The organism is Nonomuraea sp. AD125B, assembly GCF_041402765.1.
Lineage (GTDB): Bacteria > Actinomycetota > Actinomycetes > Streptosporangiales > Streptosporangiaceae > Nonomuraea > Nonomuraea bangladeshensis.
The window spans coordinates 60901-87013 of the sequence record NZ_JBGLOU010000015.1 but is presented as its reverse complement, the minus strand read 5'-3'; the positions used below and the strand labels follow the sequence as shown (position 1 = coordinate 87013).

23 protein-coding genes and 1 pseudogene are annotated in these 26113 nt (G+C 71.5%); 6 read left to right on the top strand and 18 right to left on the bottom strand.

Going from position 1 to position 26113, the window contains the following annotated elements:
• Positions 1–2 precede the first annotated feature (2 nt).
• From ACBR40_RS34365 to ACBR40_RS34350, 4 genes and pseudogenes are all read right to left on the bottom strand, one after another.
• Positions 3–2078 carry an NADH-quinone oxidoreductase subunit L gene (locus tag ACBR40_RS34365; RefSeq protein ID WP_371251413.1) on the bottom strand — a complete coding sequence of 692 codons (2076 nt, stop codon included), beginning with the start codon at positions 2076–2078 and terminating at the stop codon, positions 3–5.
• Positions 2079–2263: 185 nt separating this feature from the next.
• A pseudogene (gene nuoK / locus ACBR40_RS34360) lies at positions 2264–2560 on the bottom strand (NADH-quinone oxidoreductase subunit NuoK); the annotation flags it as partial.
• Entirely contained in the window at positions 2560–3213 is a 654-nt protein-coding gene (locus ACBR40_RS34355; protein ID WP_371251412.1) for an NADH-quinone oxidoreductase subunit J, read from the bottom strand. The gene ACBR40_RS34355 and the pseudogene nuoK, both read right to left, overlap by 1 nt.
• Positions 3210–4481 (bottom strand): 4Fe-4S binding protein, encoded by a 1272-nt coding sequence (locus tag ACBR40_RS34350; protein ID WP_371251411.1) that lies wholly within the window; start codon positions 4479–4481, stop codon positions 3210–3212. The genes ACBR40_RS34355 and ACBR40_RS34350 overlap by 4 nt, the downstream gene beginning before the upstream one ends.
• A 208-nt stretch (positions 4482–4689) precedes the next feature.
• Here ACBR40_RS34350 and ACBR40_RS34345 point away from each other — a divergent pair, with 208 nt between their 5' ends.
• The gene (locus ACBR40_RS34345; protein ID WP_371251410.1) at positions 4690–5973 is read left to right on the top strand and encodes a protein kinase; all 1284 of its coding nucleotides are present in this window, start codon (positions 4690–4692) and stop codon (positions 5971–5973) included.
• Positions 5974–6138: 165 nt separating this feature from the next.
• Here ACBR40_RS34345 and ACBR40_RS34340 read toward each other — a convergent pair whose 3' ends face one another.
• The 4 genes from ACBR40_RS34340 to ACBR40_RS34325 form a co-directional block, all read right to left on the bottom strand.
• Positions 6139–7086: a hypothetical protein gene (locus ACBR40_RS34340; RefSeq protein ID WP_371251409.1), complete on the bottom strand. Its 948-nt coding sequence runs from the start codon at positions 7084–7086 to the stop codon at positions 6139–6141.
• Between the two features lie 257 nt (positions 7087–7343).
• Complete coding sequence (gene nuoH / locus ACBR40_RS34335; protein WP_329586622.1) at positions 7344–8285, bottom strand: NADH-quinone oxidoreductase subunit NuoH; 942 nt, start codon at positions 8283–8285, stop codon at positions 7344–7346.
• A 20-nt stretch (positions 8286–8305) separates the two neighbouring features.
• Positions 8306–8848: an NADH-quinone oxidoreductase subunit C gene (locus tag ACBR40_RS34330; RefSeq protein ID WP_344208172.1), complete on the bottom strand. Its 543-nt coding sequence runs from the start codon at positions 8846–8848 to the stop codon at positions 8306–8308.
• Positions 8845–9354 (bottom strand): NADH-quinone oxidoreductase subunit B, encoded by a 510-nt coding sequence (locus ACBR40_RS34325; RefSeq protein WP_218155740.1) that lies wholly within the window; start codon positions 9352–9354, stop codon positions 8845–8847. The genes ACBR40_RS34330 and ACBR40_RS34325 overlap by 4 nt, the downstream gene beginning before the upstream one ends.
• 327 nt (positions 9355–9681) lie before the next feature.
• Here ACBR40_RS34325 and ACBR40_RS34320 point away from each other — a divergent pair, with 327 nt between their 5' ends.
• Positions 9682–10296 (top strand): HAD family phosphatase, encoded by a 615-nt coding sequence (locus ACBR40_RS34320; protein ID WP_344208173.1) that lies wholly within the window; start codon positions 9682–9684, stop codon positions 10294–10296.
• A 26-nt stretch (positions 10297–10322) separates the two neighbouring features.
• Here ACBR40_RS34320 and ACBR40_RS34315 read toward each other — a convergent pair whose 3' ends face one another.
• A complete protein-coding gene (locus ACBR40_RS34315; protein ID WP_371251408.1) occupies positions 10323–10670 on the bottom strand; it encodes an NADH-quinone oxidoreductase subunit A in 348 nt (115 codons plus the stop codon).
• Positions 10671–10834: 164 nt separating this feature from the next.
• Between ACBR40_RS34315 and ACBR40_RS34310 the strand changes: the two genes are divergently transcribed.
• From ACBR40_RS34310 to ACBR40_RS34295, 4 genes are all read left to right on the top strand, one after another.
• Positions 10835–12490, top strand: a complete 1656-nt coding sequence (locus ACBR40_RS34310) for a polysaccharide deacetylase family protein (protein ID WP_371251407.1) — start codon at positions 10835–10837, stop codon at positions 12488–12490.
• A gap of 33 nt (positions 12491–12523) precedes the next feature.
• Entirely contained in the window at positions 12524–12616 is a 93-nt protein-coding gene (locus ACBR40_RS34305; protein ID WP_350778063.1) for a putative leader peptide, read from the top strand.
• 126 nt (positions 12617–12742) lie between these two features.
• A complete protein-coding gene (locus ACBR40_RS34300) occupies positions 12743–14587 on the top strand; it encodes a 2-oxoacid:acceptor oxidoreductase subunit alpha (protein WP_344208176.1) in 1845 nt (614 codons plus the stop codon).
• Entirely contained in the window at positions 14580–15626 is a 1047-nt protein-coding gene (locus tag ACBR40_RS34295; protein ID WP_344208177.1) for a 2-oxoacid:ferredoxin oxidoreductase subunit beta, read from the top strand. The genes ACBR40_RS34300 and ACBR40_RS34295 overlap by 8 nt, the downstream gene beginning before the upstream one ends.
• 25 nt (positions 15627–15651) lie before the next feature.
• On the opposite strand, the gene ACBR40_RS34290 is transcribed toward ACBR40_RS34295, so the two are convergent.
• From ACBR40_RS34290 to ACBR40_RS34250, 9 genes are read right to left on the bottom strand one after another with little or no spacing between them, the layout of a single operon-like run.
• Positions 15652–16344 (bottom strand): hypothetical protein, encoded by a 693-nt coding sequence (locus ACBR40_RS34290; RefSeq protein WP_364459258.1) that lies wholly within the window; start codon positions 16342–16344, stop codon positions 15652–15654.
• Positions 16341–17294: an NAD-dependent epimerase/dehydratase family protein gene (locus ACBR40_RS34285; RefSeq protein ID WP_371251406.1), complete on the bottom strand. Its 954-nt coding sequence runs from the start codon at positions 17292–17294 to the stop codon at positions 16341–16343. Before ACBR40_RS34285 ends, ACBR40_RS34290 begins: the two co-directional genes overlap by 4 nt.
• Complete coding sequence (locus tag ACBR40_RS34280) at positions 17291–18592, bottom strand: nucleotide sugar dehydrogenase (protein ID WP_371251405.1); 1302 nt, start codon at positions 18590–18592, stop codon at positions 17291–17293. The genes ACBR40_RS34285 and ACBR40_RS34280 overlap by 4 nt, the downstream gene beginning before the upstream one ends.
• A gap of 1 nt (position 18593) precedes the next feature.
• Positions 18594–19496, bottom strand: a complete 903-nt coding sequence (locus ACBR40_RS34275) for an endo alpha-1,4 polygalactosaminidase (RefSeq protein WP_371251404.1) — start codon at positions 19494–19496, stop codon at positions 18594–18596.
• Positions 19493–20362, bottom strand: coding sequence for an NAD-dependent epimerase/dehydratase family protein (locus ACBR40_RS34270; protein ID WP_371251403.1), 870 nt, complete (start codon positions 20360–20362; stop codon positions 19493–19495). The genes ACBR40_RS34275 and ACBR40_RS34270 overlap by 4 nt, the downstream gene beginning before the upstream one ends.
• A complete protein-coding gene (locus ACBR40_RS34265; RefSeq protein WP_344208184.1) occupies positions 20359–21087 on the bottom strand; it encodes a sugar phosphate nucleotidyltransferase in 729 nt (242 codons plus the stop codon). The genes ACBR40_RS34270 and ACBR40_RS34265 overlap by 4 nt, the downstream gene beginning before the upstream one ends.
• 22 nt (positions 21088–21109) lie before the next feature.
• Positions 21110–22516 carry a hypothetical protein gene (locus ACBR40_RS34260; RefSeq protein ID WP_371251402.1) on the bottom strand — a complete coding sequence of 469 codons (1407 nt, stop codon included), beginning with the start codon at positions 22514–22516 and terminating at the stop codon, positions 21110–21112.
• Positions 22513–23922: a GT4 family glycosyltransferase PelF gene (gene pelF, locus ACBR40_RS34255; protein ID WP_371251401.1), complete on the bottom strand. Its 1410-nt coding sequence runs from the start codon at positions 23920–23922 to the stop codon at positions 22513–22515. Before pelF ends, ACBR40_RS34260 begins: the two co-directional genes overlap by 4 nt.
• Positions 23919–25886: a hypothetical protein gene (locus ACBR40_RS34250; RefSeq protein ID WP_371251399.1), complete on the bottom strand. Its 1968-nt coding sequence runs from the start codon at positions 25884–25886 to the stop codon at positions 23919–23921. The genes pelF and ACBR40_RS34250 overlap by 4 nt, the downstream gene beginning before the upstream one ends.
• Positions 25887–26113 lie beyond the last annotated feature (227 nt).

Sequence of the window (26113 nt, the reverse complement as noted above, 5' to 3'; positions counted from 1 at the left end):
GGTCACGTGAACACCACCGCCCCCACCGCGATCAGCAGGACACCCGCGAGCAGGCCGCTCACGTAGAGCTGGACGTTGCCGTTCTGGGCCAGGCGCAGCACGCCCGCGAGGCCGCGCGCGGTCCGGCCGGAGCCGCGCACCGCGCCGTCCACGACCGTGTCGTCCGTCCGCACCACCAGCCTGGCGAGGGCCAGGACCGGGCGGACGAACAGCGCGGCGTAGCCCCGGTCGACGTAGAACGCCTGCTCGCAGGGCGTACGGGGCGGGCCGAGCAGGCGGGCCGGGTCGGCGAGCGGGTCCATGCGCCAGAACGCGTAGACCGCGCCCGCGCCGAGCAGCGCGAGCAGCACGCCGGCCGCGGCCACGCCGACGTCCACGTGCAGCCCGCCGGCCAGGCCCAGCAGGAGCGCGGGCACGGCGAGGAGGACGACGGGGACGAGCATCGTCCTCGGGGCCTCGGTGACGTCCACGACGTGGGCCGTGCCGGGCGGCGGCTCGGGCAACGGCACCGGCACCGCCCTGGCCTCGCCGAAGAACGTGCGCAGCCAGGCCCTGGTCGCGTACGCGCCGGTGACGGCGACCGTGGCGAGCGCGCACGCGTACAGCAGCAGGGCCGCGGCGTCGGTGAGCGTGCCGGTGGTCACGGCGTCGTCCATGGCGGCGAGTACCGCGTCCTTGCTGAAGAAGCCGCCGGCCGGCGGGATGCCCATGAGGGCGGCCAGGCCGATCGTCATCGTGGCGAACGTGATCGGCAGCTCGCGGCGCAGGCCGCCCATCCGGGTCATGAGGTTGGAGCCGACGTGGTGGATCACCACGCCCGCGCAGAGGAACAGCAGCGCCTTGAACGCGCCGTGCGTCAGGAGATGGAAGATCGCCGCCGTGTCGGAGCCCGCCGCGAGACCGCCCGCCATGTACGCGAGCTGGCTGATCGTGGAGTAGGCGAGGACGCGTTTCAGGTCGTCCTGGGCGAGGGCGGCGAGGGCCGCGCCCAGCATGCCGAGGGCGGCCAGCACCGCCAGCACGTCCATCGTCGGCGGTGCGGCGAGGAAGGCGGGGAAGAGCCTCGCCACGATGAAGATGCCGGCGGCGACCATGGTGGCGGCGTGGATGAGGGCGCTGATCGGCGTCGGTCCTGCCATCGCGTCGGGGAGCCAGGTGTGCAGCGGCACCTGGGCGCTCTTGCCGGCCACGCCGGCCAGCAGGAGCAGCGTGGCGGTCACGAGCGTCGCCTGGGACATCTCCGGCGCCTTCGCCAGGACGTCGGCGACGCGGAAACTGCCCGCGGCCGCGCCCAGCACGAAGATGCCGAACAGGAAGCCGACGTCGCCGAGCCGGGTCACGAGGAACGCCTTCACCGCGGCCCGCGAATTGCCCCTGTCCTCCCACCAGTGGCCGATGAGGAGGTAGGAGCAGAGGCCCATGATCTCCCAGCCGACGTACAGGACCAGGAGGTCGCCGGCGTAGACCACCAGGAGCATCGCGCTGGTGAACAGGCTGATGAACGCGCTGTAGGAGGGGTAGCGGGGGTCGTCGGCGAGGTAGCCGACCGAGTAGACCTGGACGGCCAGGGCCACGAGGGTGACCAGGACGCCGAGGAGCGCGGACAGGTTGTCGGCCTGGAGGGCCAGCGCGATCGGGAGGCCGCCGGTGGTGATCGCGCCGTAGGTGTGACCGGTCGGCGCGCCCACACCCGAGTCGGTCAGGAACGCGAACCCTCGGTCCCAGGCGAGCCAGGCCGCCAGGACGGCGGAGACGGCGGTGGGGATGATCGCGATCCAGGCGGCCCGGACGTTGGCCCGCCTGTCGGCCGCCCTCGCGCCGGCCTCCTGTGCGGCCTCCTCGGGGTCCGGCCATTCGTCGGAGGCCCAGGTGCCGGGTGAGTGCGGGTCGGGGGCTTCGTCCGCGAACCGCTCGTCGGCGGGCCCGCTCGCGGACGGCTCGTCGGCGGATCCGCTCGCGGAACGCACGGACGGCGCCGGCCGCGTCGGCGGACGGCGATGCGGCCAGCGGCTGAGCAGCAGGCCCGCGAAGGCGGCGACGAAGGGCAGCAGAACGGCCCACAGCGGGAACGTCGTCACAGCGTGCCCCTCTCCCGCCTGACCGCCTGCCCGCCCCCGCCGCCCCCTTCAACCTGGGCTGCTCCTCCCGCCGCTCCCTGAGAAGCGCTGACGTCGACCGGCTGCGGCGCCTCCCGGGCTGCGCCGGTGAGGCCGCCCGCCTCTGGGTCTTCTTGCTCCTGGCCGGCGACGGTCGCGGGCTCGGCCAGGGCGCGGAGGTGGTCGAGATCGACCGTACGGCGGTTGCGGTAGAGCGCGAGCACGATGGCCAGGCCCAGCCCGACCTCGGCCGCCGCGATGACGATGACGAAGAGGGTGAGAACCTGACCGCTGTGCAGGCGATCCGCCAGCCAGACGTCGAACGCGACCAGATTGAGGTTGACGGCGTTGAGCATCAGCTCGACCGACATGAGCACGAGGATCGTGTTGCGGCGAGCCAGCACGCCGTAGACACCGATCGAGAACAACAGCGCGGAGACGACCGCCGGATAGACGATGTGCACTATTGGCCCCCGCTCGTCTGGTCGGATGGGCGGTCAGGTGGTGCGGGGTCTCCTCTGGCAGGCGGATCGGCCCCGCCGGTGACCGGGCCTGCCGGAGGCGCCGGGCCCGCCGGTGGCGCTCCGCCCGGAATGTCCGTACGGGACAGGACGATCGCGCCGATCAGCGCGGCGAGCAGGAGGACGGACAGCGCCTCGAACGGGAGCACCCACGTGGCGAAGATGCTCGCACCCAGCTCCTTCGCCGCGCCCGCGCCGGGATCGAGCGGGGTGTATGCCGTACGGAAGCCGTCGATGACGACCGTGACCAGGATGGCCGCGGTGGCGAGCGCGACCACGGCGGCGACGACGCGGTTGCCGCTGTCGAGGTCGGCGGAGCGGCCGATCGGGGCGCGCGTGAGCATGATGCCGAACAGCAGCAGCACCACGATCGCGCCCACGTAGATCAGCACCTGCACCCAGGCCACGAACTCGGCCGTCAACACGAGATAGCAGCCCGCCAGGGCGCCGAAGCAGACCACGAGCCAGAGGGCGGCATGGACCAGTTGCCTGGTCGTGACAACGAGCAGCGCCGATCCGACCGCTACCGCGCCCAGCAGCAAGAAGACGATTTCTTGCCCTGTGGGTGACAGGTAGGAGGGCACCGCCTCGGTCACGACTCCTCCTCGGGCTCCTTCGGCTCGTCAGGGCCGAGCCCGCCGGGTGGTCGGATGGACCGAGGGTCGGCCATCCGACGCCGGCGAGGGCTCGGAGCAGCAGTCTGCTCCTGCGGATCGGGCTTCGATCGCGTCTCGCCCGAACCTGTGGACAACTCTTCATCGGTCGGGCCGCCTGTGGATGGCGACCCGCCGGTGGACTGGGACGCCCCCTGCGGCTCCTCGTCGTCGCCTTCGATCCCGGTGCGGCGAGCGGGCGGGACGGCAGGCCGGGCCGGAGCCTCGGCAGACGGGCCTGAGGGCGGTGGGACGGCGGCCTCAGCGGCGGACTCGTCATCGCCTCGGGCCGCGGAGGTGTCACCTGCGGGGCGGGCTGGGAGGGCGCCGGGCGGGCGGATGCCGCGCACGTTGGACATGGCGCGGCGGGGGCGTTGGGGCCTGCCCGGGGTGCCTGTCTCCGGCTCCTGGTCTTGGCGGCCGGGCTCGGCGCCCGAAGCCGGAGCGGCCGTGGGGGGCTGGGCAGCGGTGGGCGGCTGCGGGCCTCCCACGCCTGCGGTGTCCGCGCCGGCAGTGCCCGTGTCAGCAGCGGTCGCGCCAGCACCAGTTGTGCCCGTGCCTGCGGTGCCCGTGCCGCCAGCGCTCGTGTCCGGCTGCTGGGGCGGGGCGGCGTCGGTACGGGGGCCGCCGGAGGGGGCTTCGGGGGTGGCGGTCGGCGGTGGTGTTGCGGGGGCGGGTGTGGCGGTGGGCGTGGGTGTCTGTGCCGTTGTCGTGTCGCGCGTTTCGCGTTCAGGGCGGGCGGGGGTGGCCGGGGTTGCTCGGCCGGCGGGGCGGCGGGGGGCGGCCGTGAGTTCCTTCGGGGGTTCGGCGCCCGGGTCGTGGGGCGGCGGTGGCGGGACGGTCTGCGTCCAGCCGCTCAGCCGGTCCTTCTCGTGCAGGAGGTTGCGGATGTCGCCCTCGGCGTACTCGAACTCCGGGGACCAGAAGAGCGCGTCGAAGGGACAGACCTCGATGCAGATGCCGCAGTACATGCACAGCGCGAAGTCGATGGCGAACCGGTCGAGGACGTTGCGCTGGCGCGGGCGGCCGCCTTCGGGCGCCGGGACGGTCTCTTTGTGGGAGTCGATGTAGATGCACCAGTCCGGGCATTCTCGGGCGCACAGCATGCAAGAGGTGCAGTTCTCCTCAACCAGGGCGATAACGCCTCGGCTGCGGGGCGGCAGGGCGGGCTTGACCTCGGGGTATTGCTGCGTGACGGATTTGCGCAGCATGTGGCGAAGGGTGATGGACAGTCCCTTCACCAGTCCCACTCCCGGTATTCGCCCCATGTTCAACATCATGGCGCAAGTGGGCGCGCACGTGAATGAGCGGGGGTGTTGTCCCCAGGTTTTCCACAGCCATCCACAGAATGAGGGGTGGTTATCCACAAGCTGAGCGCATGCCCGGTATGAACCACGACGGGGCGATAGTCTTCCCGCCATGCAGCACAGCGAAGCAGTCCGTCCGAGCGGAGGGGCGTGGGCGGCCGCCGTCGTGTGGGCCTGTCTGCCTCTCCTCACGTGCGGGCTGGCGACCCCGTTCACCATCGGGTTCGCCGCGTACTGGCTGCGAAGTGCCCTCCAGGCCGTCGCCGCCTCGGTTTACCTCGTCTGCATCGGCTCCTTCGTGATCGGCGCGCTCTCGTACGACAACATCGACGACATCCCGCAGCCGCTCGACTTCCTGGTGTCGGTGGGGCTGGTCGCGGCGTGGTTCGGCGGCGTCGTCCATTCGGCGGTGCTGGTGCCGAGGATGGTCCGGGCGCGGCTGCGTCCGCCGATGTATCCGCCCCTGCACCAGCGTCCGACGCAGGTGTCTCCCATGGGCGGTCAGCGGCCCATGCCGGTCATGGGGGATCAGCGGCACGTTCCGGTGATGGGCGGCCAGCGCCCGGCCCCGCCGCCCATGAACGTCCAGCAGCGCAGCACCGAGCCCAGCCACCAGCGCCGGCCCGGCGAGCCCGAGTGGATCGGGCACTACCGGGTTCTCAGGTCGCTCGGGCGCGGCGGGCAGGGATCGGTCTACCTCGCGGCGGCGCCCAACGGGACTCGGGTCGCCGTCAAGGTGCTGCACGACCTTGTGGACGAGACGGCGCGGGCCAGGTTCGCGCGTGAGGTGGAGGCGGCGCGGCGGGTGGCGACGTTCTCCACAGCCCGGGTCCTGGACGTCGACATCAGCGGACGATTCCCGTACATCGTGAGCGAGTTCGTGGACGGGCCGTCGCTGGAGCAACTGGTCAAGAAGCACGGGCCACGGGACGAGGACGGGCTGACGCGGCTGGCGTTATCCACAGCCGGTGCGCTGGCGGCCATCCACAAGGCGGGCGTCGTCCACAGGGACTTCAAGCCGAGCAACGTGCTCATCGGGCCGGACGGGCCACGGGTGATCGACTTCGGGATCGCGCGCGGGCTCGACCAGGTGACGCTGACGGCCGGGAAGATGGTGGGCACTCCGCCCTACATGTCACCGGAGCAGCTCACGGGCGAGGCCGTGGGGCCGGCCTCGGACGTCTTCAGCTGGGCGGTGACGATGATGTTCGCGGCGACGGGGCGGCCGGCGTTCGGGGAGGACACGGTGCCGGCGGTGTTCAACCGGGTGCTCACGGTCCACCCGGATCTGTCGCCGCTGCCGCCGGGGTTGCGGGGGATCGTGGGGTCGTGCCTCAACAAACGGCCGGACGAACGGCCGTCGGCCTCGGATGTGATGCTGGCCATCATCCACTGAGGCGGCCAGGGGGCCGGCCCAAGCTGGGGGCAGGGGTGACGGGGCCCGGGGCGGCCCGGCGTTACGGGCCAGAGACGGGGCTGGGGCGGGCCGGCGTGACGGGCCAGAGCGGGCCGGCGTGACGGGCCAGAGCGGGCCGGCGTGATGGGCCAGGGCGGGGCCGCGTCAGGGGGTGGCGGACTTGGTGGATTTGGCGAGGGTTGTGTACTCGTCGTGCGTCAACCCGTGCACCGCCAGCGTCAGGTCGTTGCGCTTGGCAAAGCGGTCGAGGTCGGCCGCCGGCCACGGGCCGGGCAGGTGGTGGAGGGCCTTGCCGAGGCTGTCCAGGATGAACAGGCCGGTCAGGTCCTCGTGGCGGTAGAGGAGCAGGCCGGCGGCCAGGCCGGGCGCGCGGCCCCGGCGCATGGTGGCGAGGGTCTGCACGCCGCCGACGACCTCCAGGGTGCTGGGCTGCCGGCCCACCAGGTACGGCCCCGACGGCGGGCCGACGATCGAGCCCTGCCCCACCCGCCAGCGGTGCAGCCGTCCGGTGATGGGACGCATCACCAGGAGGAGCGGGCTGAAGAAGGCGAGGAACAGCCACTTCACCTCCAGCAGGTCGATGAGGATCCGGCCCAGGGTGGCCACGCCGCGCCAGGCGAACCACATCCCGTTGACGGCCAGGATCGTCATCACGGCCAGGCCGGCCACGCCCGCGCCGGCGACCGCGATCTTGTGCACCTTCGTGAATCGGCGGCGGCGGGGCAGGCCGGATAAGCGCCGCCAGCCGGGGGCGCGGGCGGCGAGGTTCGCGCCGATCCGGGCGGGGGTCTGGTAGCGGGTCTCCGACACCGGGATCCCGGCCTGCGCGGCGAGGTCCTTCACGCTGGGCATGTGCCAGCCGCCGGGCAGGTCGAGCAGGACGAGGCCGTCGGCGTCGAGGGCGGCGACGCCGTACAGATCCTCGGAGCCGGGGCGCTCGTGGCGGTAGAGGTAGAGGGAGGCGGGCTTGACCTGCGCCGTCTCGCCGGACGTGCGGTCGGTGACCGTCAGGATGCCCGCGTCGGCGGTCATCGCGAGTTGGGGACGCTTGCTCCTGGCCGTCGCGCCCGTCGCCGGGACGAGTTCACGCACCCCGCCGCCACCCCCTGAGCCGTCGCGTCCTGAGCCACTCACCCCGCCGCCACCCCCCTGAGCCGTCGCGTCCTGAGCCACTCACCCCGCCGCCACCCGCTGAGCCGTCGGGTTCACGCATCCCGCCGCCGCCTCCTGACCCTTCGCGTTCGTGCAAGCGCCACCAACCCCGTGCGCCGGGCGGCTCCACCGCCCCGTCCCCGCTCGTTCGTGTCCCCTACAGGATGGCTCTTTCCCGGCGGCTTCGCGGCGGTGTTTCAGAGCAGGACCTTCACCACTCCGGTCAGGGCGAGCTGTCCCAGTGCCAGCGGCACCAGCACCACCCACGCGAGCTTCTGCAGCTGGTCCTCGCGCAGCCGCGGATACGTCACCCGCAGCCAGATCACCACGAACGCCAGCGCGAACACCTTCAGCAACGTCCACAGCCACCCCGGCAGGAACGGCCCGTGCCAGCCGCCCAGGAACAGCACGGCGGTCAGGAAGGACAGCACGACGATCCCGGCGTACTCGGCGAGCATGAACAGCGCGAAGCGCATGCCGGTGTACTCGGTCATCGGCCCCATGATGATCTCGGACTCGGCGATCGGCATGTCGAACGGCGGCCGCCGCAGCTCGGCCAGCCCCGCCACGAAGAACACCACTCCCCCGACCGCCTGCCACGGCAGCCACCACCACTGCCACGCCTCGACGATGCCGGGGATCGACAGCGTGCCGGCGGCCATCGCGACCGAGGAGGCGGCGAGGACCAGCGGCAGCTCGTACGACATGAGCTGGGCCGCCGCGCGCATGCCGCCGAGCACGGAGTACTTGTTCGCCGACGCCCAGCCCGCCATGATCGCGCCCAGCACGCCCACGCCCATGACCGCCAGCACGAAGAACAGCCCGAGATCGAGGTCCACGGCCACGAAGTCGCGGTCGAAGGGGATGACGACGAGCACGACCAGGTACGGCACCAGCGCCACCCCGGGCGCGATCATGAAGATGCGGCGGTCGGCCGCGGCCGGGATGACGTCCTCCTTCTGGGCGAACTTCACCCCATCGGCGATGAGCTGCGCCCACCCGTGGAAGCCGCCCGCGTACATGGGGCCGAGGCGCGACTGCATGTGGGCCATGACCTTGTGCTCGGTCTGCCCGACGATGAGCGGCAGCACCAGGAACACGACGATGATGACGGCGAAGCTCAGCACCACGTGCAGCATCGGGCGGCTCCCAGCGGGGGTCAGGTGGGCGGCGTGCCCCAATCGGCGGGCACGCCCGGCGGCAGGGTCTTGCGGCGGCTCGGCGCGCCGTGCCCGGACTCCCCCGGCTCCTTCGCGCCGGGCCACGCCTTGGCGACGCGGGCGGCGAGGACGAAGTCCTTGCGCAGCGGATGGCCCTCGAAACCGTCCGGCAGGAGCAGCGGCACGAGGTTGGGGTGGCCCTCGAAGACGACGCCGAACATCTCGTACGTCTCCCGCTCGTGCCAGTCGGCCCCCCGGTAGACGCCGACGGCGCTCGGCAGGCGCGGCTCGGCGCGCGGAACGCGGGTGCGCAGCAGCAGACGCTCGCGGCCGGCCGGGTTGTAGACGTGGGCGACGATCACGAAGGCGTCGGGCGGCTCGTCGACGCCGGTCAGCCAGTCGAAGAAGACGTGGCCGAGGTCGTCACGGGCGAAGGTGAGCAGCTCGATCCAGTCGGCGGGCGCCACGTCGACGGTGGTCTCGCCGTAGGACTCGGTGATGGCCGCCCGGTCGCCGAAGTGGCGGGCGAGCAGGTCGGTCACGCCTCCTCCCCGTGCGACCTGGACCACACGTAGCGGTCGCTCAGCCGTTCGCCGGCGATCTTCTCCTGCAGCTTCATGATGCCGTGGAGCAGGGCCTCGGGGCGGGGCGGGCAGCCGGGGACGTAGACGTCGACGGGGATGATCTGGTCGACGCCGTTCGTCACGCAGTAGGAGTCCCAGTAGGGCCCGCCGGAGTTGGAGCAGGCGCCGAACGAGATGACGTACTTGGGGTCGGGCATCTGCTCGTAGAGGCGCTTGACGGCGGGCGCCATCTTGTCGGTGACCGTGCCCGAGACGATCATGAGGTCGGCCTGGCGCGGCCCGTTGGCGAACGGGATGACCCCGAACCTGATGAAGTCGTGCCGGCTCATGGAGGTGGCGATGAACTCGATGGCGCAGCAGGCCAGCCCGAAGTTGAACACCCACAGGGAGTAGCGGCGGCCCCAGTTGAGCACGAAGCGCATCGGCTTGGGCGCCAGCCGCGAGACCGGGCCCACGGTGGGCATCGGGAGATCCGTCGCTGCCATGTCTTCCATTCTCGCGCTTGTCGGGCGCGCCGCAAAGGCGACCCCGGGACTTCAGGACAACCCACCATCGGCGCGTTCCAGCTCGAGGCCGAGCTGAAGAAGATCCGCCGCTACGAGCTGATCATCGTCGATGACCCAGGAGCGTCGTGGGCACGCGGACCTTGATGAGCCTGGCCACGGCGGCGTACTGGGCGGCGGACTCCCTGGCGGCGAGTGCGGGGCGGGCCTGAGCCGTGGCCGTTCATCGACGAGATGCGAACGCTGCGAGGATGAGAGCCGATCGCTCTCGTGGGAAGGCGGAAGACAGTGTTGCCTGAACTCCATCCGGGAAACGCCGGCGCCCTGCTCTTCGACTGGGACGGAACGCTGGTGGACACCCAGCGGGCGAACTATCTTGCGATGGCCGGAGCACTCGCGGAGGAGGGCGTGCGACTGGACCAGGAGTGGTTCGACGCGCGCACCGGCCTGTCCTCCGCCGAGATGGTCCGTCTGCTGGCACGCGAGGGCGGCCTTCGGCTCCGGCGGTCCGTGGAGGAGATCGTGGCGGACCGCGACGAACGGTTCCTGCGCACGGCGCACGAGATCCGCGTCCACCCGGAGGTCGAGGCCGTGGTCTCCTCCTTCCACGGCAGACTGCCCATGGCGGTCGCCTCCGGGGGTGCCCGGAAGGTGATCGAGACGACGCTCCGTCACCTGCCGATCCGCCACCGGTTCGCCACTCTCGTCACCCGCGACGACGTCGAACGGGGCAAGCCCGCGCCGGACATCTTCCTGCGCGCGGCGAAGCTGCTGGGCGTCCCTCCACATCGCTGCACCGTGTACGAGGACAGTGACGAAGGCATCGCCGCCGCTCACGCTGCGGACATGGCGGTCATCGACGTCCGGCCGCTCACCCGCCGGCCGGCCGGCTCGAGCGTCTGAGCCCGCCCAGCACACAAACCGCCCTCTCAGGTCCAGGTGAGGACGCGTTTGCGCCAGGCGTAGACGATGCCGAGCGCGATGAAGCCGAGGAAGACGAACATCTCGGCGAGCGTCGTGAGTCCGTAGCCGGGCGCGTCGAAGATCGTGGCCCAGGGGAAGAGGAAGACGGCGTCCACGGCGAAGACGACGTAGAGGTAGGTGAAGACGTAGTAGCGGACCTGCGACTGCGCCCAGCCCTCGCCGACGGGGTCGACCCCGCACTCGTACGTGGTCAGCTTGTCGGGCGTGGGACGGGTCGGGCGGAGCAGGCGGTTGGCCGTGAGGGCCCCCGCCACGATGGCGACGCCGATGGCGAACAGCGCGGCGACCAGCACGTACGACCCGAAATAGCCGTCATGACGCGATCGTAGCCCGCCACGTCCGCGGAACCCAGGGCCCCGGCACCCGAAGGTGAGCTAAACCCAAGCTCCGTCAAAGTCCCTGCCACATCCCTACAAATCGGCACGAAGGGCATGATCAGCACCATAATGTGACATTCATGCACAACAAGCGATTCGTCTTCGGAGTCGCTCTGCTGACCCTCTCGACCGGCGGGTGCGGCCTCGCCGCCGCCGCCGGCCCCGAGCAGAACGTCATGGTCCCTGCAGAGCCGACGATGATCGACTTCGTCGACCCGGCGGGCGTCTCCGGCCTGTCCGCCGAGACGGTCACCGAGGGCCACGCCGCCCACGGATCGCGCTACGTGCACATCACCTACCCCTCGCTGGCCGGCGCGCCCGCGCTCGTCACGGCGCTGCGCGAGCAGGCGCGACGGCAGCTCCGCGACTTCCGTACGCGGACCGGCGACGAGATCTCCGACCCGCGGCCCGAGCTGAACGTCGAATGGCAGCTCGCCGCCGCCTCCCCCGACGCGGTCGGGGTGCGGCTGCGCACCGGCGAGTTCACGGGCGCGCGCTGGGAGAACTCCACCCGCACGCTCTGGTACGACCCCCGCTCCGGCACGACCACCGGCTCCACCGGCCTGCTCGCCGGCGACGACGCCAGGCGGCGGCTGGTGACGCTGGTCAAGGAGCAGCTCAAGGACCGGGGCGCGCAGGTCGAGCGGGACGCCGTCACGGCCGACGACGACCAGTTCGACTCGATGGCCTTCAACCGCGCCGGGGACCTGGTGGTCGAGTTCGACGACTGCCAGCTCACGCCGTGCCGGCTCGGGCGGCTCGCGGTGGCCGTGCCCGCGGAAAAGGCGGCCCCGCTGCTGTCGGAGCTCGGCCACCGGGCCCAGCAGGCCACCCTCGACGGCACCGCCCACAGCGGCCGCGCCACCGGCACCGCACCCCGATCCGCCGACACGCCCACCGACCCGTCCGCAGGCACACACCGCGACACACACCGCACCCCGCAGAACGACACACCAGGGGCGCCCGGCGAACCGCAGAACGACACACCAGGGGCGCCCGACGACACCCCCGGCGCGCCGCAGAACGACACACCCGGCGGCCCGTTCGCCGCGCCGCCGCGCTCCCCCGCCGCCGTCAGCAACCGCGCCGGCACCGTGAACTGCGCCGCCACCAAGTGCGTGGCCCTGACCTTCGACGACGGCCCCAGCCCCCACACCGCCGAGCTCCTGGACATCCTGAAGCGCGAGAACGCCCGTGCGACCTTCTTCGTCGTCGGCGCCAACGCGGCCGCCCAGCCGGACCTGCTGCGCCGGATGAGCGACGAGGGCCACCTGGTCGGCAACCACAGCTGGTCGCACACGGACCTGTCGAAGCCGGGCACCGCCAAGATCGCCGACTCGCTGGAGCGCACCCGCGACGCGGTGGCCGCGGCCATCGGCCAGGCCCCGACGCTGGTCCGGCCGCCGTACGGGGCCGTGAGCGGGATGCTGCGCAACGTGGCGCGGGACCAGGGCTTCCCGCTGGTGACCTGGGACGTGGACGCCTCCGACCAGCAGGGCGGCGCGACCCGCGACATCGTGGACAGAAGCGTGCACGACGCGCATCCAGGTGCGATCATCTTGTTGCACGACATCCACCGGGAGTCCGTGGCCGCGGTCCCGGACATCCTCAAGCGGTTGCGCGGGAAGGGTTACACCTTCGTCACCGTTCCAGAGTTGTACGGACCTGCCGGCATGCAGGCCGGACGCCTGTACAGGTCAGGGAGTGAGCCGTCCCGCAAGCAGCCCCTGACGTAGCCCATGGGTCGGAGGGACGTATAGTTGGCGCTCGTGACCCGTACCGTCCTGTTCGCCCGCCTGCATGTCGATCTCTGCAGGCTCGCGTCCGGGCTGTGTCGTCGTCGTTCTCCGATCTCACCCTGACTTCCCACCGCGTTTACCCGCGTTCGGCGGCTTGCAAACGCGTGACCCTTCCGAGGATCTAGCATGGAAACAGAGAACGCGCCCAATGCAACCGCGCCCCGGCGCGTCGAGGAGGACTGAGCGGCTGTGGCAAAGCAGGTCCAGCAACTCGACCGCGTGATCATCCGGTTCGCCGGCGACTCCGGCGACGGCATGCAGCTCACCGGCGACCGATTCACGGCGGGCACGGCGGAGTTCGGCAACGACTTGTCGACGCTGCCCAACTTCCCGGCCGAGATCCGCGCCCCTCAGGGCACCCTTCCCGGCGTGTCGAGCTTCCAGCTCCACTTCGCCGACCACGACATCCTCACGCCGGGCGACGCGCCCAACGTGCTGGTCGCGATGAACCCGGCGGCGCTCAAGGCCAACCTCGGCGACCTGCCCAGGGGCAGCGACATCATCGCCAACACCGACGAGTTCACCAAGCGCAACCTCCAGAAGGTCGGCTACGCCACCAACCCGCTGGAGGACGACTCGCTGGCCGAGTGGCGGGTGCACGCGGTCCCGCTGACCTCGCTCACGGTCAAGGCCCTCGAAGGCTTCGACCTGTCCAAGAAGGACGCCGAGCGCTCCAAGAACATGTTCGCCCTCGGCCTGCTGAGCTGGCTCTACCACCGGCCGACCGAGCACACGATCAAGTTCCTGGAGAACAAGTTCGCCAAGAAGCCCGAGATCGCCAAGGCCAACATCGCGGCCTTCCAGGCGGGCTGGAACTACGGCGAGACCACCGAGTCGTTCTCGGTCTCCTACGAGGTCAAGCCGGCCCGCCTCGCGCCCGGCGTCTACCGCAACATCTCCGGCAACCAGGCGCTCGCCTACGGCCTGATCGCCGCGAGCGTGCAGGCGAAGCTGCCGCTGTTCCTGGGCTCCTACCCGATCACGCCGGCCTCCGACATCCTGCACGAGCTGTCCAAGCACAAGCGGTTCGGCATCCGCACCTTCCAGGCGGAGGACGAGATCGCCGGCGTCGGCGCGGCGCTCGGGGCCGCGTTCGGCGGCGCGCTCGGCGTGACCACCACCTCCGGCCCCGGTGTGGCGCTGAAGGCCGAGACGGTCGGCCTCGCGGTCACCACCGAGCTGCCGCTGATCATCGTGGACGTGCAGCGGGCCGGGCCGAGCACCGGCATGCCGACCAAGACCGAGCAGACCGACCTGCTGATGGCGTTGTTCGGCCGCAACGGCGAGTCCCCGGTGCCGGTCGTGGCGCCGATGTCGCCGAGCGACTGCTTCGACGCCGCCATCGAGGCGGCCAGGATCGCGGTGAAGTACCGCACCCCGGTCATGCTGCTCTCCGACGGCTACCTCGCCAACGGCTCCGAGCCGTGGCGGCTGCCGGAGGTGTCCGACCTGCCGGACATCTCGCAGGAGTTCACCACCGCCCCCAACGGCGAGGACGGCACGTTCCTGCCGTTCAAGCGGGACACCGAGACCCTGGCCCGGCCGTGGGCGATCCCCGGCACCGCCGGGCTGGAGCACCGGATCGGCGGCATCGAGAAGGCCGACGGCACCGGCAACATCTCCTACGACCCCGACAACCACGACCTGATGGTCCGCACCCGGGCCGCCAAGATCGCCGGCATCGACGTTCCCGACCTGGTCGTGGACGACCCCGACGGCGACGCGAAGGTGCTGGTCGTCGGGTGGGGCTCGACCTACGGGCCGATCGCCGCGGCCGTGCGCCGCATCAGGGCGGGCGGCGGCAAGGTCGCCCAGGTCCATCTGCGCCACCTCAACCCCCTGCCGGCCAACACCGGCGAGGTGCTCAAGAGCTACGACAAGGTGCTGCTGCCCGAGATCAACCTGGGCCAGCTCGCGCTGCTGCTGCGCGCGCGCTACCTCGTCGACGTCATCAGCTACAACCGTGTGCGCGGGCTCCCGTTCAAGGCCGAGGAGCTGGCCGGAGTCATCCAGGACGTGATCGACAGTGACTGAGCTCGTCAACGGCAGGGGCCTCAGCCTGGTCCCGAAGACCGACGCCAAGCAGAGCCTGAAGGACTTCAAGTCCGACCAGGAGGTGCGCTGGTGCCCCGGCTGCGGTGACTACGCGATCCTCGCGGCCGTCCAGTCCTTCCTGCCCGAGCTCGGGCTCAAGCGGGAGAACATCGCCTTCATCTCCGGCATCGGCTGCTCCTCCCGCTTCCCCTACTACCTCAACACCTACGGCTTCCACTCGATCCACGGCCGTGCCCCCGCCATCGCCACCGGCCTGGCGGCCTCCCGCCCCGACCTCAGCGTCTGGGTCGTCACCGGCGACGGCGACGCCCTGTCCATCGGCGGCAACCACCTCATCCACGCGCTGCGCCGCAACGTCAACCTCAACATCCTGCTGTTCAACAACCGGATCTACGGGCTGACCAAGGGCCAGTACTCCCCCACCAGCGAAGTCGGCAAGATCACGAAGTCGACGCCGATGGGCTCGCTCGACAAGCCGTTCAACCCGATCTCGCTGGCCATCGGCGCCGAGGCCTCGTTCGTCGCCCGGACCATCGACTCCGACCGCAAGCACCTGCAGTCGGTGCTGCGGGAGGCCACCGCCCACCGCGGCACCTCCCTGGTCGAGATCTACCAGAACTGCAACATCTTCAACGACAACGCCTTCGAGCCGCTCAAGGACCCGGGCCTGCGTGACGACATCACGCTGCGCCTGGAGCACGGGCAGCCGATCGCCAGCGCCACCAAGGCCGTGGTCCGCGGCGCGAACGGCGGCATCGAGGTCGTGCCCCGCGCGAGCGTGACCGAGGACCAGATCCTCGTGCACGACGTGCACAACCCCGACCCCAGCCTCGCCTTCGCCCTGTCCCGCCTGGACGAGCCCGCCTTCGAGCACGTCCCGATCGGCATCTTCCGCAGCGTCGACCGGCCCTCCTACGAGACGCTGATGGCCGAGCAGCTCGACGAGGCGGCCGAGCGGCAGGGCCCCGGCGACCTGAGCGAGCTGCTGCTGGGCGGCGACACCTGGCGCATCAACTAGACGCGTCAACTGACCGGCCGACAGCTCAGATCCGCGACAGCACCCTGTCGCTGACGAAGCAGAGCATGCCGAACTCGCGCGCCCGCCGGCGCGCGAAGTCGCACAGCTCGTCGTTGTCGGCGTAGTCGAGTGCGTAGAGGTCCACGTCGAGGCCGAGCAGCCGCTCGGCCACGGAGGCGTGGACCTCCAGCACGTCGTCCGGCCAGGGCGCGTAGTTGCCGGCGTCCACCCAGCGCGCCGAGAACGACTCGAACAGCACGCCGTCCACCAGGTCGGCGAGCTGCGGCAGCAGCCCGAAGCCCCGGTTGGCCAGCAGATACTCCGGCTGCGTCTCCTCGCGGATGGCGGCGATGAGGTAGAGCAGGTGCGGCAGGTCCTCGGGGTAGGTCTGCTCGATGTTGAGCGTGTCGAGGAACAGCCCGCGAAAGCCCTTCCCGATCGCCGTACGGGCCTGCTCCACCACGTGCGCCACCCAGCGGGGGTCGCCGGTGTGGACGAACGCGCCGCCCCAGTCGGGATTGTGCTCGGCGCGGTGCCACGGCGCGGGCGGGCCGGCGTCCTCGGTCAGCGACAGGTAGCCGAGGGTCTGCGTGCCGCGCCCGCGCAGCAGGTCCAGCTCGTCCGGGCGGTAGAAGTCCGCCTGGAGCACGACCTTGTCGAAGCCGGACAGCCGCTCCAGCTCCCCCGCCCCGTAGTAGAACGCGATGGGCTGCGTCATCCGGTCCACGACTCCCGGTACCAGGCGTAGGTCCGGCGGACGCCGTCCTCCAGGGCGACGCGCGGCTCGTACCCGGTCAGCTCGCGCAGCAGCGTGAGGTCGGGGCAGCGGCGCGCGACCGAGCCGGGGGGCGCGGGCACGTGCCGGATCTCCGGGTTCGTGCCCGCGATCCGCAGGACGAGCTTGGCCAGGTCGCCGATGTTGGTCTCGGCGTCGTTGCCGATGTGCACGATCCGGCCCGCCGCCCGCGGCTCGGCCATGAGCCGGACGACCGCCTCGACGGCGTCGTCCACGTGGCAGAAGGCGCGGCTCTGGTCGGCGCCGTAGAGGGTGAAGGGGTCCTCGCCGCGCTCGGCCCGCAGGGACAGCTCGGGGATGACATGGTCGGCGCCCATGCGGGGGCCGTAGACGTTGTGGAAGCGGCCGATGACCGCCTCGAACCCCTTGGCCCGCGCCGTGTGCAGCACCGCGGCCTCGCCGAGCAGCTTGCTGATCGCGTACGTGTGCCGCGCCGACCCCACGTCCTCGATGACGAGGGGGACGTCCTCGGCGGTCGGCACGGCGGCCAGCCCGGTGCTGACCGCCCCGGCGTACGCCTCGCTGGTGGAGGCGAAGAACAGCCGCCCGCGCCCCGGCCCCATCCAGTCCAGCAGGTGCATCAGGGACAGCGTGTTGACCCGGAGCACCCGGGCCGGGCCGGACTCGACGTTGCGCACGCCGACCACGGCGGCCAGCATGAACACCTGGTCCCAGCCGGGTTCGAGGGCGTCGTACGCGGCCGGGTCGGTGAGGTCGGCCGAGCGCACCTCGACGGCCAGCCCGGCGAGCGCGTCGTCGCGCCGCCCCCGCGAGAAGTCGTCCACGACGGTCACCTCGTGCCCGTCGGCGAGCAGCCGGCGGGCCAGGTGCAGCCCGATGAAGCCGGCCCCGCCCAGCAGCAGCGCCCTCATGCCCGCTCCTCCGCCAGGTAGCCGATGCCGGCGTAGCGGACGCCGTGCCGGATGATCGTCGCCTCGTCCAGGATGCGCCAGGAGTCGAACACCACCCGCACCCCGGAGGTGGCCAGCCGTGACTCGACCTCCAGCCCCCGGTAGTCGGGATGGTCGTTGATGACGAGGACGGCGTGGGCGTCGGCGAACGCCTTGTCCAGGCTGACGGGCTCGCCGCCGTACTCGCGGATGACGTCGTCGGGGACGAGCGGGTCGTGGCCGAGCACGGTCAGGCCGACGGCGCGGAAGAGCGGCATCATCTCGGCGATGGGCGTGCCGCGCATGTCGTCGGTGGCCGGCCAGCCCTTGTACGCCCAGCCCAGCACCGACAGCCTGACGCCCTCGGTGCGTCCGGCGCTCTCGCGGATCAGCTCGACCATCCGCTCGGCGACGTGCGCGGGCAGCCGCTCGTTGAGCGCCCGCGCCCGGTCCACCAGGTACGGCGGCCGCCGCGTGCTCGCGATCATCAGGTACGGGTCCTTCGACAGGCAGCCGCCGCCGACGTACCCGGGCCTGGCCAGGTCGGGCCGGGGATAGTCGAGGTTGGCCGCCCTGATGACCTCCAGCGGGTCGAGGCCGTGCTGCTCGGCGATGAGCGCCAGCTCGTTGCCGAAGGCGTAGATCAGGTCGGTGTGGCAGTTGTTGGACAGCTTGACCATCTCGGCGGTCTCCAGGCCGGACACCGGCACGACCTGCTCGGCGAGGCCGGCGAAGAGCGCGACGCCCGCCTCCAGGCTCTCCTCGTCGAGCCCGCCGACGACCTGGGGCAGCTCGACCAGCTCGCGCAGCGCCTGGCCCTGGATGGTGCGCTCGGGCGCCATGACGAGCCGGACGTCGTCGCCCCAGCGGGCGGTGAGCGCGGGCAGCACGACGGAGCGGGAGGTGCCGATCGGGACGGTGCTGCGGACCACGACGAGCGTGCCCGGCCGGCAGGTGGCGGCCACGTGCTCGGCGGCGGCGGCCAGGTTGCGCAGGTCGGGCCGGCCCGACGCGAGGTCCACGGGCGTGGAGACGGACAGGATCGCGGCGTCGAGCGGCGTGTCGGGCAGCCGGTCGGCGACGGTGATGCCGCTGCCGAGGTGCTCGGCGAACTCTTCCTGCACGCCGGGTTCGTACACATGGATCCGGCCGTTGGACAGCGCCTCGACGACGCGCGGGTTCGCGTCCACACCGTGCACGACGAACCCCTTGCGGGCCAGGGCGGCGGTCAGCGTCAGGCCCACATAGCCCATGCCGATCACGCCGACGGTCTTCGGCATCTCAAGCTCCTTCTTTCGCAGCGGTGCAGAGGGGACTGACGCGGTCGAGTTCGACCACGGTGACGTTGCCCGCGATGCCGTGGCGGCGGTAGCGGGCGCAGGCCGCGGCCACGTCGGCCGGGCGGGTGGCGTAGTCGGTGGCGAGCACGGCCTTGCCGAGCCTGCGCAGGGCGAGCGCGTGCGCCAGATTCTCGGCGCACCAGCCGGTGTCGCACGGCCGGCCGGTGGCGCGGAAGAACAGCTCCTCCATGCCGATGCCGTCGATCGCCTCGACGTAGCCGGGCTGGAGGCGCAGCTCGGGCGAGTTCTGCGGGACGATGAGGAAGCCGGGGCGCACCTTCTTGGCGTACCTGCTGATCCTGACGATCAGCTCGTTCATGCGGCGGGCGAGGCTCGCGCGGGTCTCGCCGGGCACGCGGTCGAGGTGGATCTCCTCGTACGCGAGCGGCGTGTCGAGGTAGACCCCGTCGAACCCGGCCCGCAGCGCCTGGTCGACGCGCGGCCGCAGCACGAGGTCCCACCAGCGGGAGTCCCAGTAGCGGACGAAGTGCTCCTCCGGCCAGTCGAGCCAGCGGTTGAGCCGCAGGTCGGCGGGCAGGGTGCGGGCCTCGGTGCGGAACCGCTCGATGCTGCCGATCTCGAAGTAGGCGAGGACGGTCTTGCCGGTGTCCCGGACCTTGGCGACCTCCTTCGCGGAGAAGTAGCCGGCCGTGGTGCCGTCGCGGGACAGGTCCACGATGGCGAGCTGGTGCGGGGCGCGGGCGACCGTGTCGAGCCGACCGCCCGGGTAGTTCTGCAGGACGTAGGTGAAGGAGCGCACCTCGGTCAGCGGGACGCGGGGCGCGCAGGACGTGAGCGCGGCCGGCAGCCCGGCCAGCAGCACGGCCGTCCAGAGCCGCCTCACGCGCTCTCCTCCGCCGTCATGGCCTTGATGGAGTCGGTCAGCGGGACGCCGGCCCGCCAGCCGAGCACGCGCAGCGCCCGCCCGGTGTCGGCCTGGCTCCAGCTCGTGTCGGAGCGGCCGGACTCCGGGGCGCTCTCCCGGATCTCGCCGGCGAAGCCGCTCGCCGCGGCGAGCAGCCTGACCGCCTGCCGGACGGGCACGGGCCGGCCGCTGCCGACGTTGATCACCCGTTCGGCGGGGTCGTCGGCGAAGGCGGCGGCGACCACCGCCGCGGCGACGTCGCGCACGTCCACGAAGTCGCGGGTGGCGTCGAGCGGGCCCAGCTCGATGTCGCCGGTCGCGGCCCTGATCAGGTCGCGGACCCGGCCGAGCACGTTGGCGGCCGACACCCCGGGGCCGACCGGGTTGAACACGCGCAGGGACATCGCGTCCACCTCGCGGGCCCGTTCGACCAGCAGGGTGCCGGCCAGGTGGCTGATGCCGTACGCGCCGGTGGGGCGGGCAGGGCCGTCCTCCCGCTGGGCGGTGCCGGGGAGGGCGGGGCCGTACTCGGCGGCCGAGCCGAGCCGGACCAGCCGGGCGCGCGGCGCGGCGGCGGCCAGCGCCTCCAGCAGCACGGCGGTGACCCCGGCGTTGCCGCGGACCAGCTCGTCGTAGCGGCCGGACATCCGGCCGACGCAGTTGAGCACGACCGCCGGGCGGCTCTCGCCCAGCAGGTCGGCCACGTCCGCGGGGGCGGCGGCCAGCAGGTCGAGCTCGGCCCGGCGCGGGCGGATCAGCCGGGACACCCGGGGATCGCCCGCCAGCAGCTCGGCCACCGGGCGGCCCAGGAAACCGGTGGACCCGAAGACGACGACAGTGCTCATCGAACCCTTTCCCGATCCGTCGGCAGCAGCAGCGAGCGGATCTCCTCGAACCGGGCGTTGGCCTCGTCGTAGTCGTCGGGGCGGCCGATGTCGAGCCAGTAGCCGTCGAACTCGAAGCAGCCAGGCGGCCGGTCGTGGGCGAGCAGGTCGAGCACCAGCTCGTCGAAGCCGAACGGCATGCCGTCCGGGTAGTGGGCGATGGTCTCGCGCGACAGCGCGTAGACGCCCATGCTGACGAGGTAGCTGAGCAGCGGCTTCTCCCGGAAGCCGGTGATCTGGCCGCCGCTCGTCTCCAGCACCCCGAAGTCGATCTTCACGACCCGCGGGGAGGTCGCCACGGTCAGCGGCGCGCCGGCCTCGACGTGCCTGGCCAGCAGCTCGGCGTAGTTGAGCGTGGTGAGGACGTCGCCGTTCATCACCAGGAAGTGCTCGGGCAGCCGGTCCCTGATCGGGAAGAGCGGCCCGATCGTGGACAGCGGGGTGACCTCCTCGGTGTAGTCCACCTCCAGCCCCCAGCGGGAGCCGTCGCCCACGAACGCGCGGATGAGCGGGCTGAGGTGGCCGACCGCGAGCGTGGCGCGGGTGAAGCCCTGACTGGTGAGCTGCCGGAGGATGATGTCGAGGATCGCGTACTCCTCCCCGATGGGCACCAGGGGCTTGGGCAGCGCCGAGGTGTACGGCCGCAGCCGCACTCCTTTGCCGCCTGCGAGGATGACGACGTGCATGGGAAGCCTCCCGGTCGATGGTTCAGCGGTACTTCCTGACGTCCCTGAGTCCGCGGCTCATGAGGACCAGCAGGATCAGCAGGAACAGCAGCGAGGCGGCGGCGAAGAGCAGCACGTCGGCCTGTGCGGAGCCGCCGCCCGGCAGCAGGAGCCGCCCCGTGACGTGGACGGCCAGCGCCGCCGCCTGGGCCAGGCACAGGTGGATGACCTTGCCCTGGTTGGCGATCAGGAACGCCACGAAGTAGGCGCCCCCGACGGTCACGTGGGCGACCGCCATGGTCACGCTCTCCGGGGTGAGCCCGCCGGTGACGCGCAGGAAGACCAGCGGCAGCGCGGAGAGCACCGACAGCGCCGCGAGGCAGGTCAGCAGGCCCTTGGCGACCAGCCACCGGCCGCGGCGGGTGAAGTCGGCGGGGTAGCAGACGTCGCGGACGGAGGCCCGCGCGTCGTCGTCGAACCGGTGCGCCCGGTACTCCAGGAGGCCCATGCCGAGCACGAGCCCCGCCCCGGCGACGGCGATGTCGCTCCGGTCGAGCACGTAGCGGGCCTCGGCCTGGAGCAGGAAGAGCGCGGTCAGCGTGGCCCAGGCCAGGGCGGGGAGCAGCCCGCGCAGGTGGGAGCGCGACAGGCGGCGCAGCGGCGGCTCTTTCCCGGTCGCCTCGCCCTGCGCGAGCGTGAGCAGCAGCGCGGCCCCGACGACGCCGGCCACGCACACCACGCCGACGCAGACCGCCAGCAGGCCCACCCACCGGTCGGCGAGGCCGACGTAGGCGAGGCCGGCGATGACCCCGGGCAGCATGATCACGCCGAGCCACAGCTCGCGCCGGTAGAACAGCAGCATGCCGGAGGCGATCTGGAAGGCCACCTGCGTGACGCAGAGCGCGACCAGCGCGAGCGGCCCGCCCATGGCGAGGGCGAGCAGGCCGGCCGTCGCCGTGGCCCCGAGCACCCCGAGCAGCAGCCCGGTCCGTAACACCCGCCCGGCCGAGCGGGGATAACCCCGCCCCACCAGCGTGTACGCGAGGTGCGCCGCCCCGCTGCCGATCACCCAGCCGAGCCCGGTGGTCAGCACCAGGCCCGGCATCAGCCATTGGGCGCCCACGAGCCCGGAGGCCGCGGGCAGCAGCGCGGCGGGCAGGCCGTAGAGCAGCCCGTGCAGCATCTGGGCGAACGGCCTGGCCCGCTTGAGCGGCGCCTCGGCGACCGGCGGGCGCGGCCTGTCCAGGGTCCTGATGTGCGTGTACGCGGCCTCGGCCAGGGAGAACACGTCGTCGTGCCCGTACCGCTCGCGGGCGATCCTGTCGCTCAGCCCCTGGGACTCCAGCATCGCCGCGACCTGCAGCGGTTCGACGGCGCGGAAGGCGCCGGTCCCCATCGGCTCGATGAGGTCGTCCATGGAGCGCGACGTCGACGGCTCCACAGCGGTCATGCGGTGACCCCCAGCAGTTCCTCGTAGACCGAGCGGTAGTCGTCCAGCGACTGCCGCAGGGTGAAGCGTTCGAGCACCCGCTCGCGGGCCAGCGCGCCGAGCCGGCGACGCAACCCGGTGTCGCGCAGCAGGCGCACCATCGCCTCGGCGGCGGCCACGTGGTCGCGCGGCGGCACCACCATCCCGGCCTCGCCGACCGCCTCGGCCACCCCGCCGACGTTGGTGACGACCACCGGCAGGCCGCACGCCATGGCCTCGACCACGGTGTAGGGGAACCCCTCGGAGATGCTGGTCAGCGCCACGACGTCGCCGGCGTGGTAGGCGACGGCGGGGGTGGTGACGCGGCCCTCGAACCGGGCCGCGTCCGTGACCCCCAGCTCCTCGGCGAGCTGCAGGCAGCTCTCGTGGTAGGGCTCGTTGCCGTCCGGCACGCCGCCGAAGATGCGCAGCCGAGCGTCGGGCACCTTCTCCCGCACGATGGCGAACGCGCGCAGCAGCGTGTGCAGATCCTTCAGCGGGTCGATGCGCCCCATGAAGACCAGCGTGGGCTCGGCGGGGGCCGACTCGACCGGCGGGAACTCGTCCGGGTCCACGCCGTTGTACATGATCCGGATGCGGTCCGGGTCGGCGCCGTTGCGGATCTGCCAGCGCCGGTTGTACGACGAGTGCGGCGCGATGCGGTCGGCCGCCACGTACGCCGCCCCCGCCAGGCGGCGGAAGAAGCTGAGCAGCAGCACCCTGACGGCGTGCGAGACCGGCTCGTCCACGTACTGGAGGTAGCGTTCGCGCAGGTAGACGCCGTGCTCGGAGAGCACGATCGGGGTGCCGTGCCGCCACTTGGCGGACATCGCGGTCAGCATGCTGAGGCCGTTCATGGCCACGTGCATGAGGTCCGTACGGGGTGCCGGCTCGGCCAGCGGGCGCAGCATGTGCCCCATCAGGTCCCCGGCCGTGATGGCGTCGGCCAGGGTGAGGCCGTCGGTCCTGTTCCAGTACCAGGCGTCCATGAGCTGGGTCAGCGACTCGTTGGCGGTGAGCGCGCCCAGCAGGTCCCCGCCCTCGTGCGCGAAGCGGTGCAGCGACTCCAGCACCGCCAGGAACTCCGCGCTGCCGTCGCCCATGACGGCCGGCGTCAGCACCATCTCCAGGAAGCGTCCGTACGCCTCGGTGAAAGCGCCCCCCGGCGCCCGCGAGGGGCGCCGGGGCACGTTGCCCCACAGTGGTACGGAGACCACCTGTTCGAGGTTGGCCGGCGGGTCCCACACCGGCCGTTCCTCGCCGTCCACGGTCATCGTCACGACGTCCCAGCGGTAGTCCGGCATGCCCCGGATGAGCTGGTCCATCCAGACGCTGACGCCACCCATCGCGAACGGGTAGGTGCCCTCGGACACCAGCGTCACCTTCACGGGCGCACGCTCGCGGGGACGGTGACAGGGACCCCGGCGGTGAGGGTGAGGCGGGCGACCTTGTCGGTGCCGTACGCCGTGGCGCCGGCGGCGTTGACGTTCGTCGCGAAGACGGCGGCGTCACTGCCGGTGGCGGTGAAGGTGACCGTGCCCGCCACCCGGTCGTAGACCGCGCTGACGCCGGACAGGCCGGCGAAGTGCGTGGTCCGCTGGTCGACGTACTGGGCGAGCGAGCCCCAGTTCGGCGTGAGGAGCGGGACCTTGTACCAGGTGTTGTACTTGGCCATGACGCCGTTCAGCCAGTCGAAGACCAGGCTGCGGTTGGAGCCGTAGTTGCGCAGGTTGCCCTGGTGGAAGGTGTGCGTGTAGACCGACCCGGACATGACGTGCTGCATCGCCACGTCGCTCTCGTGGTCGATGACCTGGGTGTAGGTCTGGTTGACCGGCCAGTAGGGGAACTTGCCGCTCGGACCGTAGTAGGAGTTGTAGAACAGCGTCTCCTCGGCCGCCGTGGTCGTGTGGTAGGCGATGTTGGTCGGCCAGTCGGGCACCACCATCACCGCGGGCTGCAGCGGGTGCCGGATGCCGCAGTTGAAGCAGGACGGCTGGTGGCTGGCGAACGACATGTTGCCGTGCAGGTACTTCACGCCGAGGTCCTTGGCGGCCTGCAGCAGGTTGGGGTTGGAGGCGGCCAGGCCGTAGTCGGTGGGCGGGTCGATGTCGTTGTTGGGGTCGGGGTGGTAGACGCCGAGGCCGGAGTACTCACCGGTCTTCAGCACCGTCGGGTCCACGGAGAGGCCGAGCGCGGCGGCCCTGGTGAGGTTGTTCTGGATCTCCGCGCGGCTCGTCGCGTAGTCCGTGGAGTTCATCTTGGGGTGCGAGAACGTGTGGTTGACCCAGGTGAAGGAGGAGGCCCGGCAGCGCGAGTAGTTGGTGAGGGCGTCCTGCAGCAGGATCGGGAGCAGGCAGGACGGGAGGGCGTACTGGTCGGAGCCCTCGCCGTTGTAGGCGATGTTCAGCTTGAAGGCGTTGGCCAGGGCGTTGGCGGACTTGAAGCTGTTCTGCTGGTTGTACGTGCTGACCGCGTCCGACCAGGTCAGCCGGTAGCCGGGGCTGGTCTCCAGGTGACCGTCGGCGTACAGGTGGTCGGTGTTGTTGAACCAGTCGTCCACGTCGGCGTTGAGGTAGTGCCGCTGCTCGCCGAGGAACAGCCCCCGGGTGGCCCAGCGGAACAGGCCGTAGGTGAGCAGGTCCGCCTGGGGCAGGTACTGGTTGGAGGTGAACGTCAGCGCCATGCGCTCACGGCCGTCGGCGGACGTGCTGCGGACGCCGAGCACGTCGGAGCCGCTGGTCAGCACGGCGTCGGCGGTGCAGCCCGAGGCCAGCGTGGAGCGGTAGACGTAGGACTGCGAGATCGGGACGTTCGCGGTGTTCTTGAGGTAGTCGAAGACGCCGGCGCCGGTCGTGGTGAGCGCGGTCGAGATCGGGGTGGTGCCGACGCCGCCCTCGCTGCCGGCGCGCAGGCAGTAGTCCTCGGGGAAGGTGCCGTAGGCGGTGTAGAGGGAGACCTGGCGGACGCCGTAGTCGCGCTCGTAGGCCCAGAGAGCGTTCCATTCCGTGGCGTCGAGGCCGCTGACGTAGCCGGAGCCGTCGTTGTAGAGCAGCGAGTTGTTGGTCAGCAGGACCGCGTTGTACTTGCCGGTCCCGTCGGCCTGTACGAGGTCGGCGGCGGTCAGCGGCTGGGTCTTGCTGTAGAGCACGTCGTACTGGGCGCCGACCCGGCCCAGCACCGAGCGCCAGGTGGCGACGCCCCAGTCGTCCTCGTCCACGGCGACCACGAGCACGCGCAGCGCGACGCGGTCGTTGGCGGCGGCGGCGAGTGCGGCGGAGGAGCGAGCGGCCGTGGTGGACCGTTCTACCGGAATTGTGCCTTTTTTCGCCGGAAGTGGCCCGAGTTTCTCCACTTTCTGACGATCAATGGGCGCACGCAAAGGAGCGGCGTGCGCGTGATGATCGCCGGTCTCGGTTTCTGGCGTGGCCGCGAGCGCCGGCGCGGCGCTCGGACCGATGATGATGGCGGTGGCGCTGACCAGGGCCAGCGCACGCCTCGACGGCGCAAAAGCCGTCTTTCGGAAATGCCGAAAAGAACCCACCATATCCCCCCATTCGGCACTGATGGCACGAATGCTCC

What these genes read in the sequence shown, in the direction of transcription:
- ACBR40_RS34350 (WP_371251411.1), bottom strand. Translation starts at nt 4,481, where the DNA reads ATGCTGCGCAAATCCGTCACGCAGCAATACCCCGAGGTCAAGCCCGCC.
- ACBR40_RS34345 (WP_371251410.1), top strand. Translation starts at nt 4,690, where the DNA reads ATGCAGCACAGCGAAGCAGTCCGTCCGAGCGGAGGGGCGTGGGCGGCC.
- nuoH (WP_329586622.1), bottom strand. Translation starts at nt 8,285, where the DNA reads ATGCTGCACGTGGTGCTGAGCTTCGCCGTCATCATCGTCGTGTTCCTG.
- ACBR40_RS34325 (WP_218155740.1), bottom strand. Translation starts at nt 9,354, where the DNA reads ATGCCCACCGTGGGCCCGGTCTCGCGGCTGGCGCCCAAGCCGATGCGC.
- ACBR40_RS34310 (WP_371251407.1), top strand. Translation starts at nt 10,835, where the DNA reads ATGCACAACAAGCGATTCGTCTTCGGAGTCGCTCTGCTGACCCTCTCG.
- ACBR40_RS34290 (WP_364459258.1), bottom strand. Translation starts at nt 16,344, where the DNA reads ATGACGCAGCCCATCGCGTTCTACTACGGGGCGGGGGAGCTGGAGCGG.
- ACBR40_RS34285 (WP_371251406.1), bottom strand. Translation starts at nt 17,294, where the DNA reads ATGAGGGCGCTGCTGCTGGGCGGGGCCGGCTTCATCGGGCTGCACCTG.
- ACBR40_RS34280 (WP_371251405.1), bottom strand. Translation starts at nt 18,592, where the DNA reads ATGCCGAAGACCGTCGGCGTGATCGGCATGGGCTATGTGGGCCTGACG.
- ACBR40_RS34270 (WP_371251403.1), bottom strand. Translation starts at nt 20,362, where the DNA reads ATGAGCACTGTCGTCGTCTTCGGGTCCACCGGTTTCCTGGGCCGCCCG.
- ACBR40_RS34265 (WP_344208184.1), bottom strand. Translation starts at nt 21,087, where the DNA reads ATGCACGTCGTCATCCTCGCAGGCGGCAAAGGAGTGCGGCTGCGGCCG.
- ACBR40_RS34260 (WP_371251402.1), bottom strand. Translation starts at nt 22,516, where the DNA reads ATGACCGCTGTGGAGCCGTCGACGTCGCGCTCCATGGACGACCTCATC.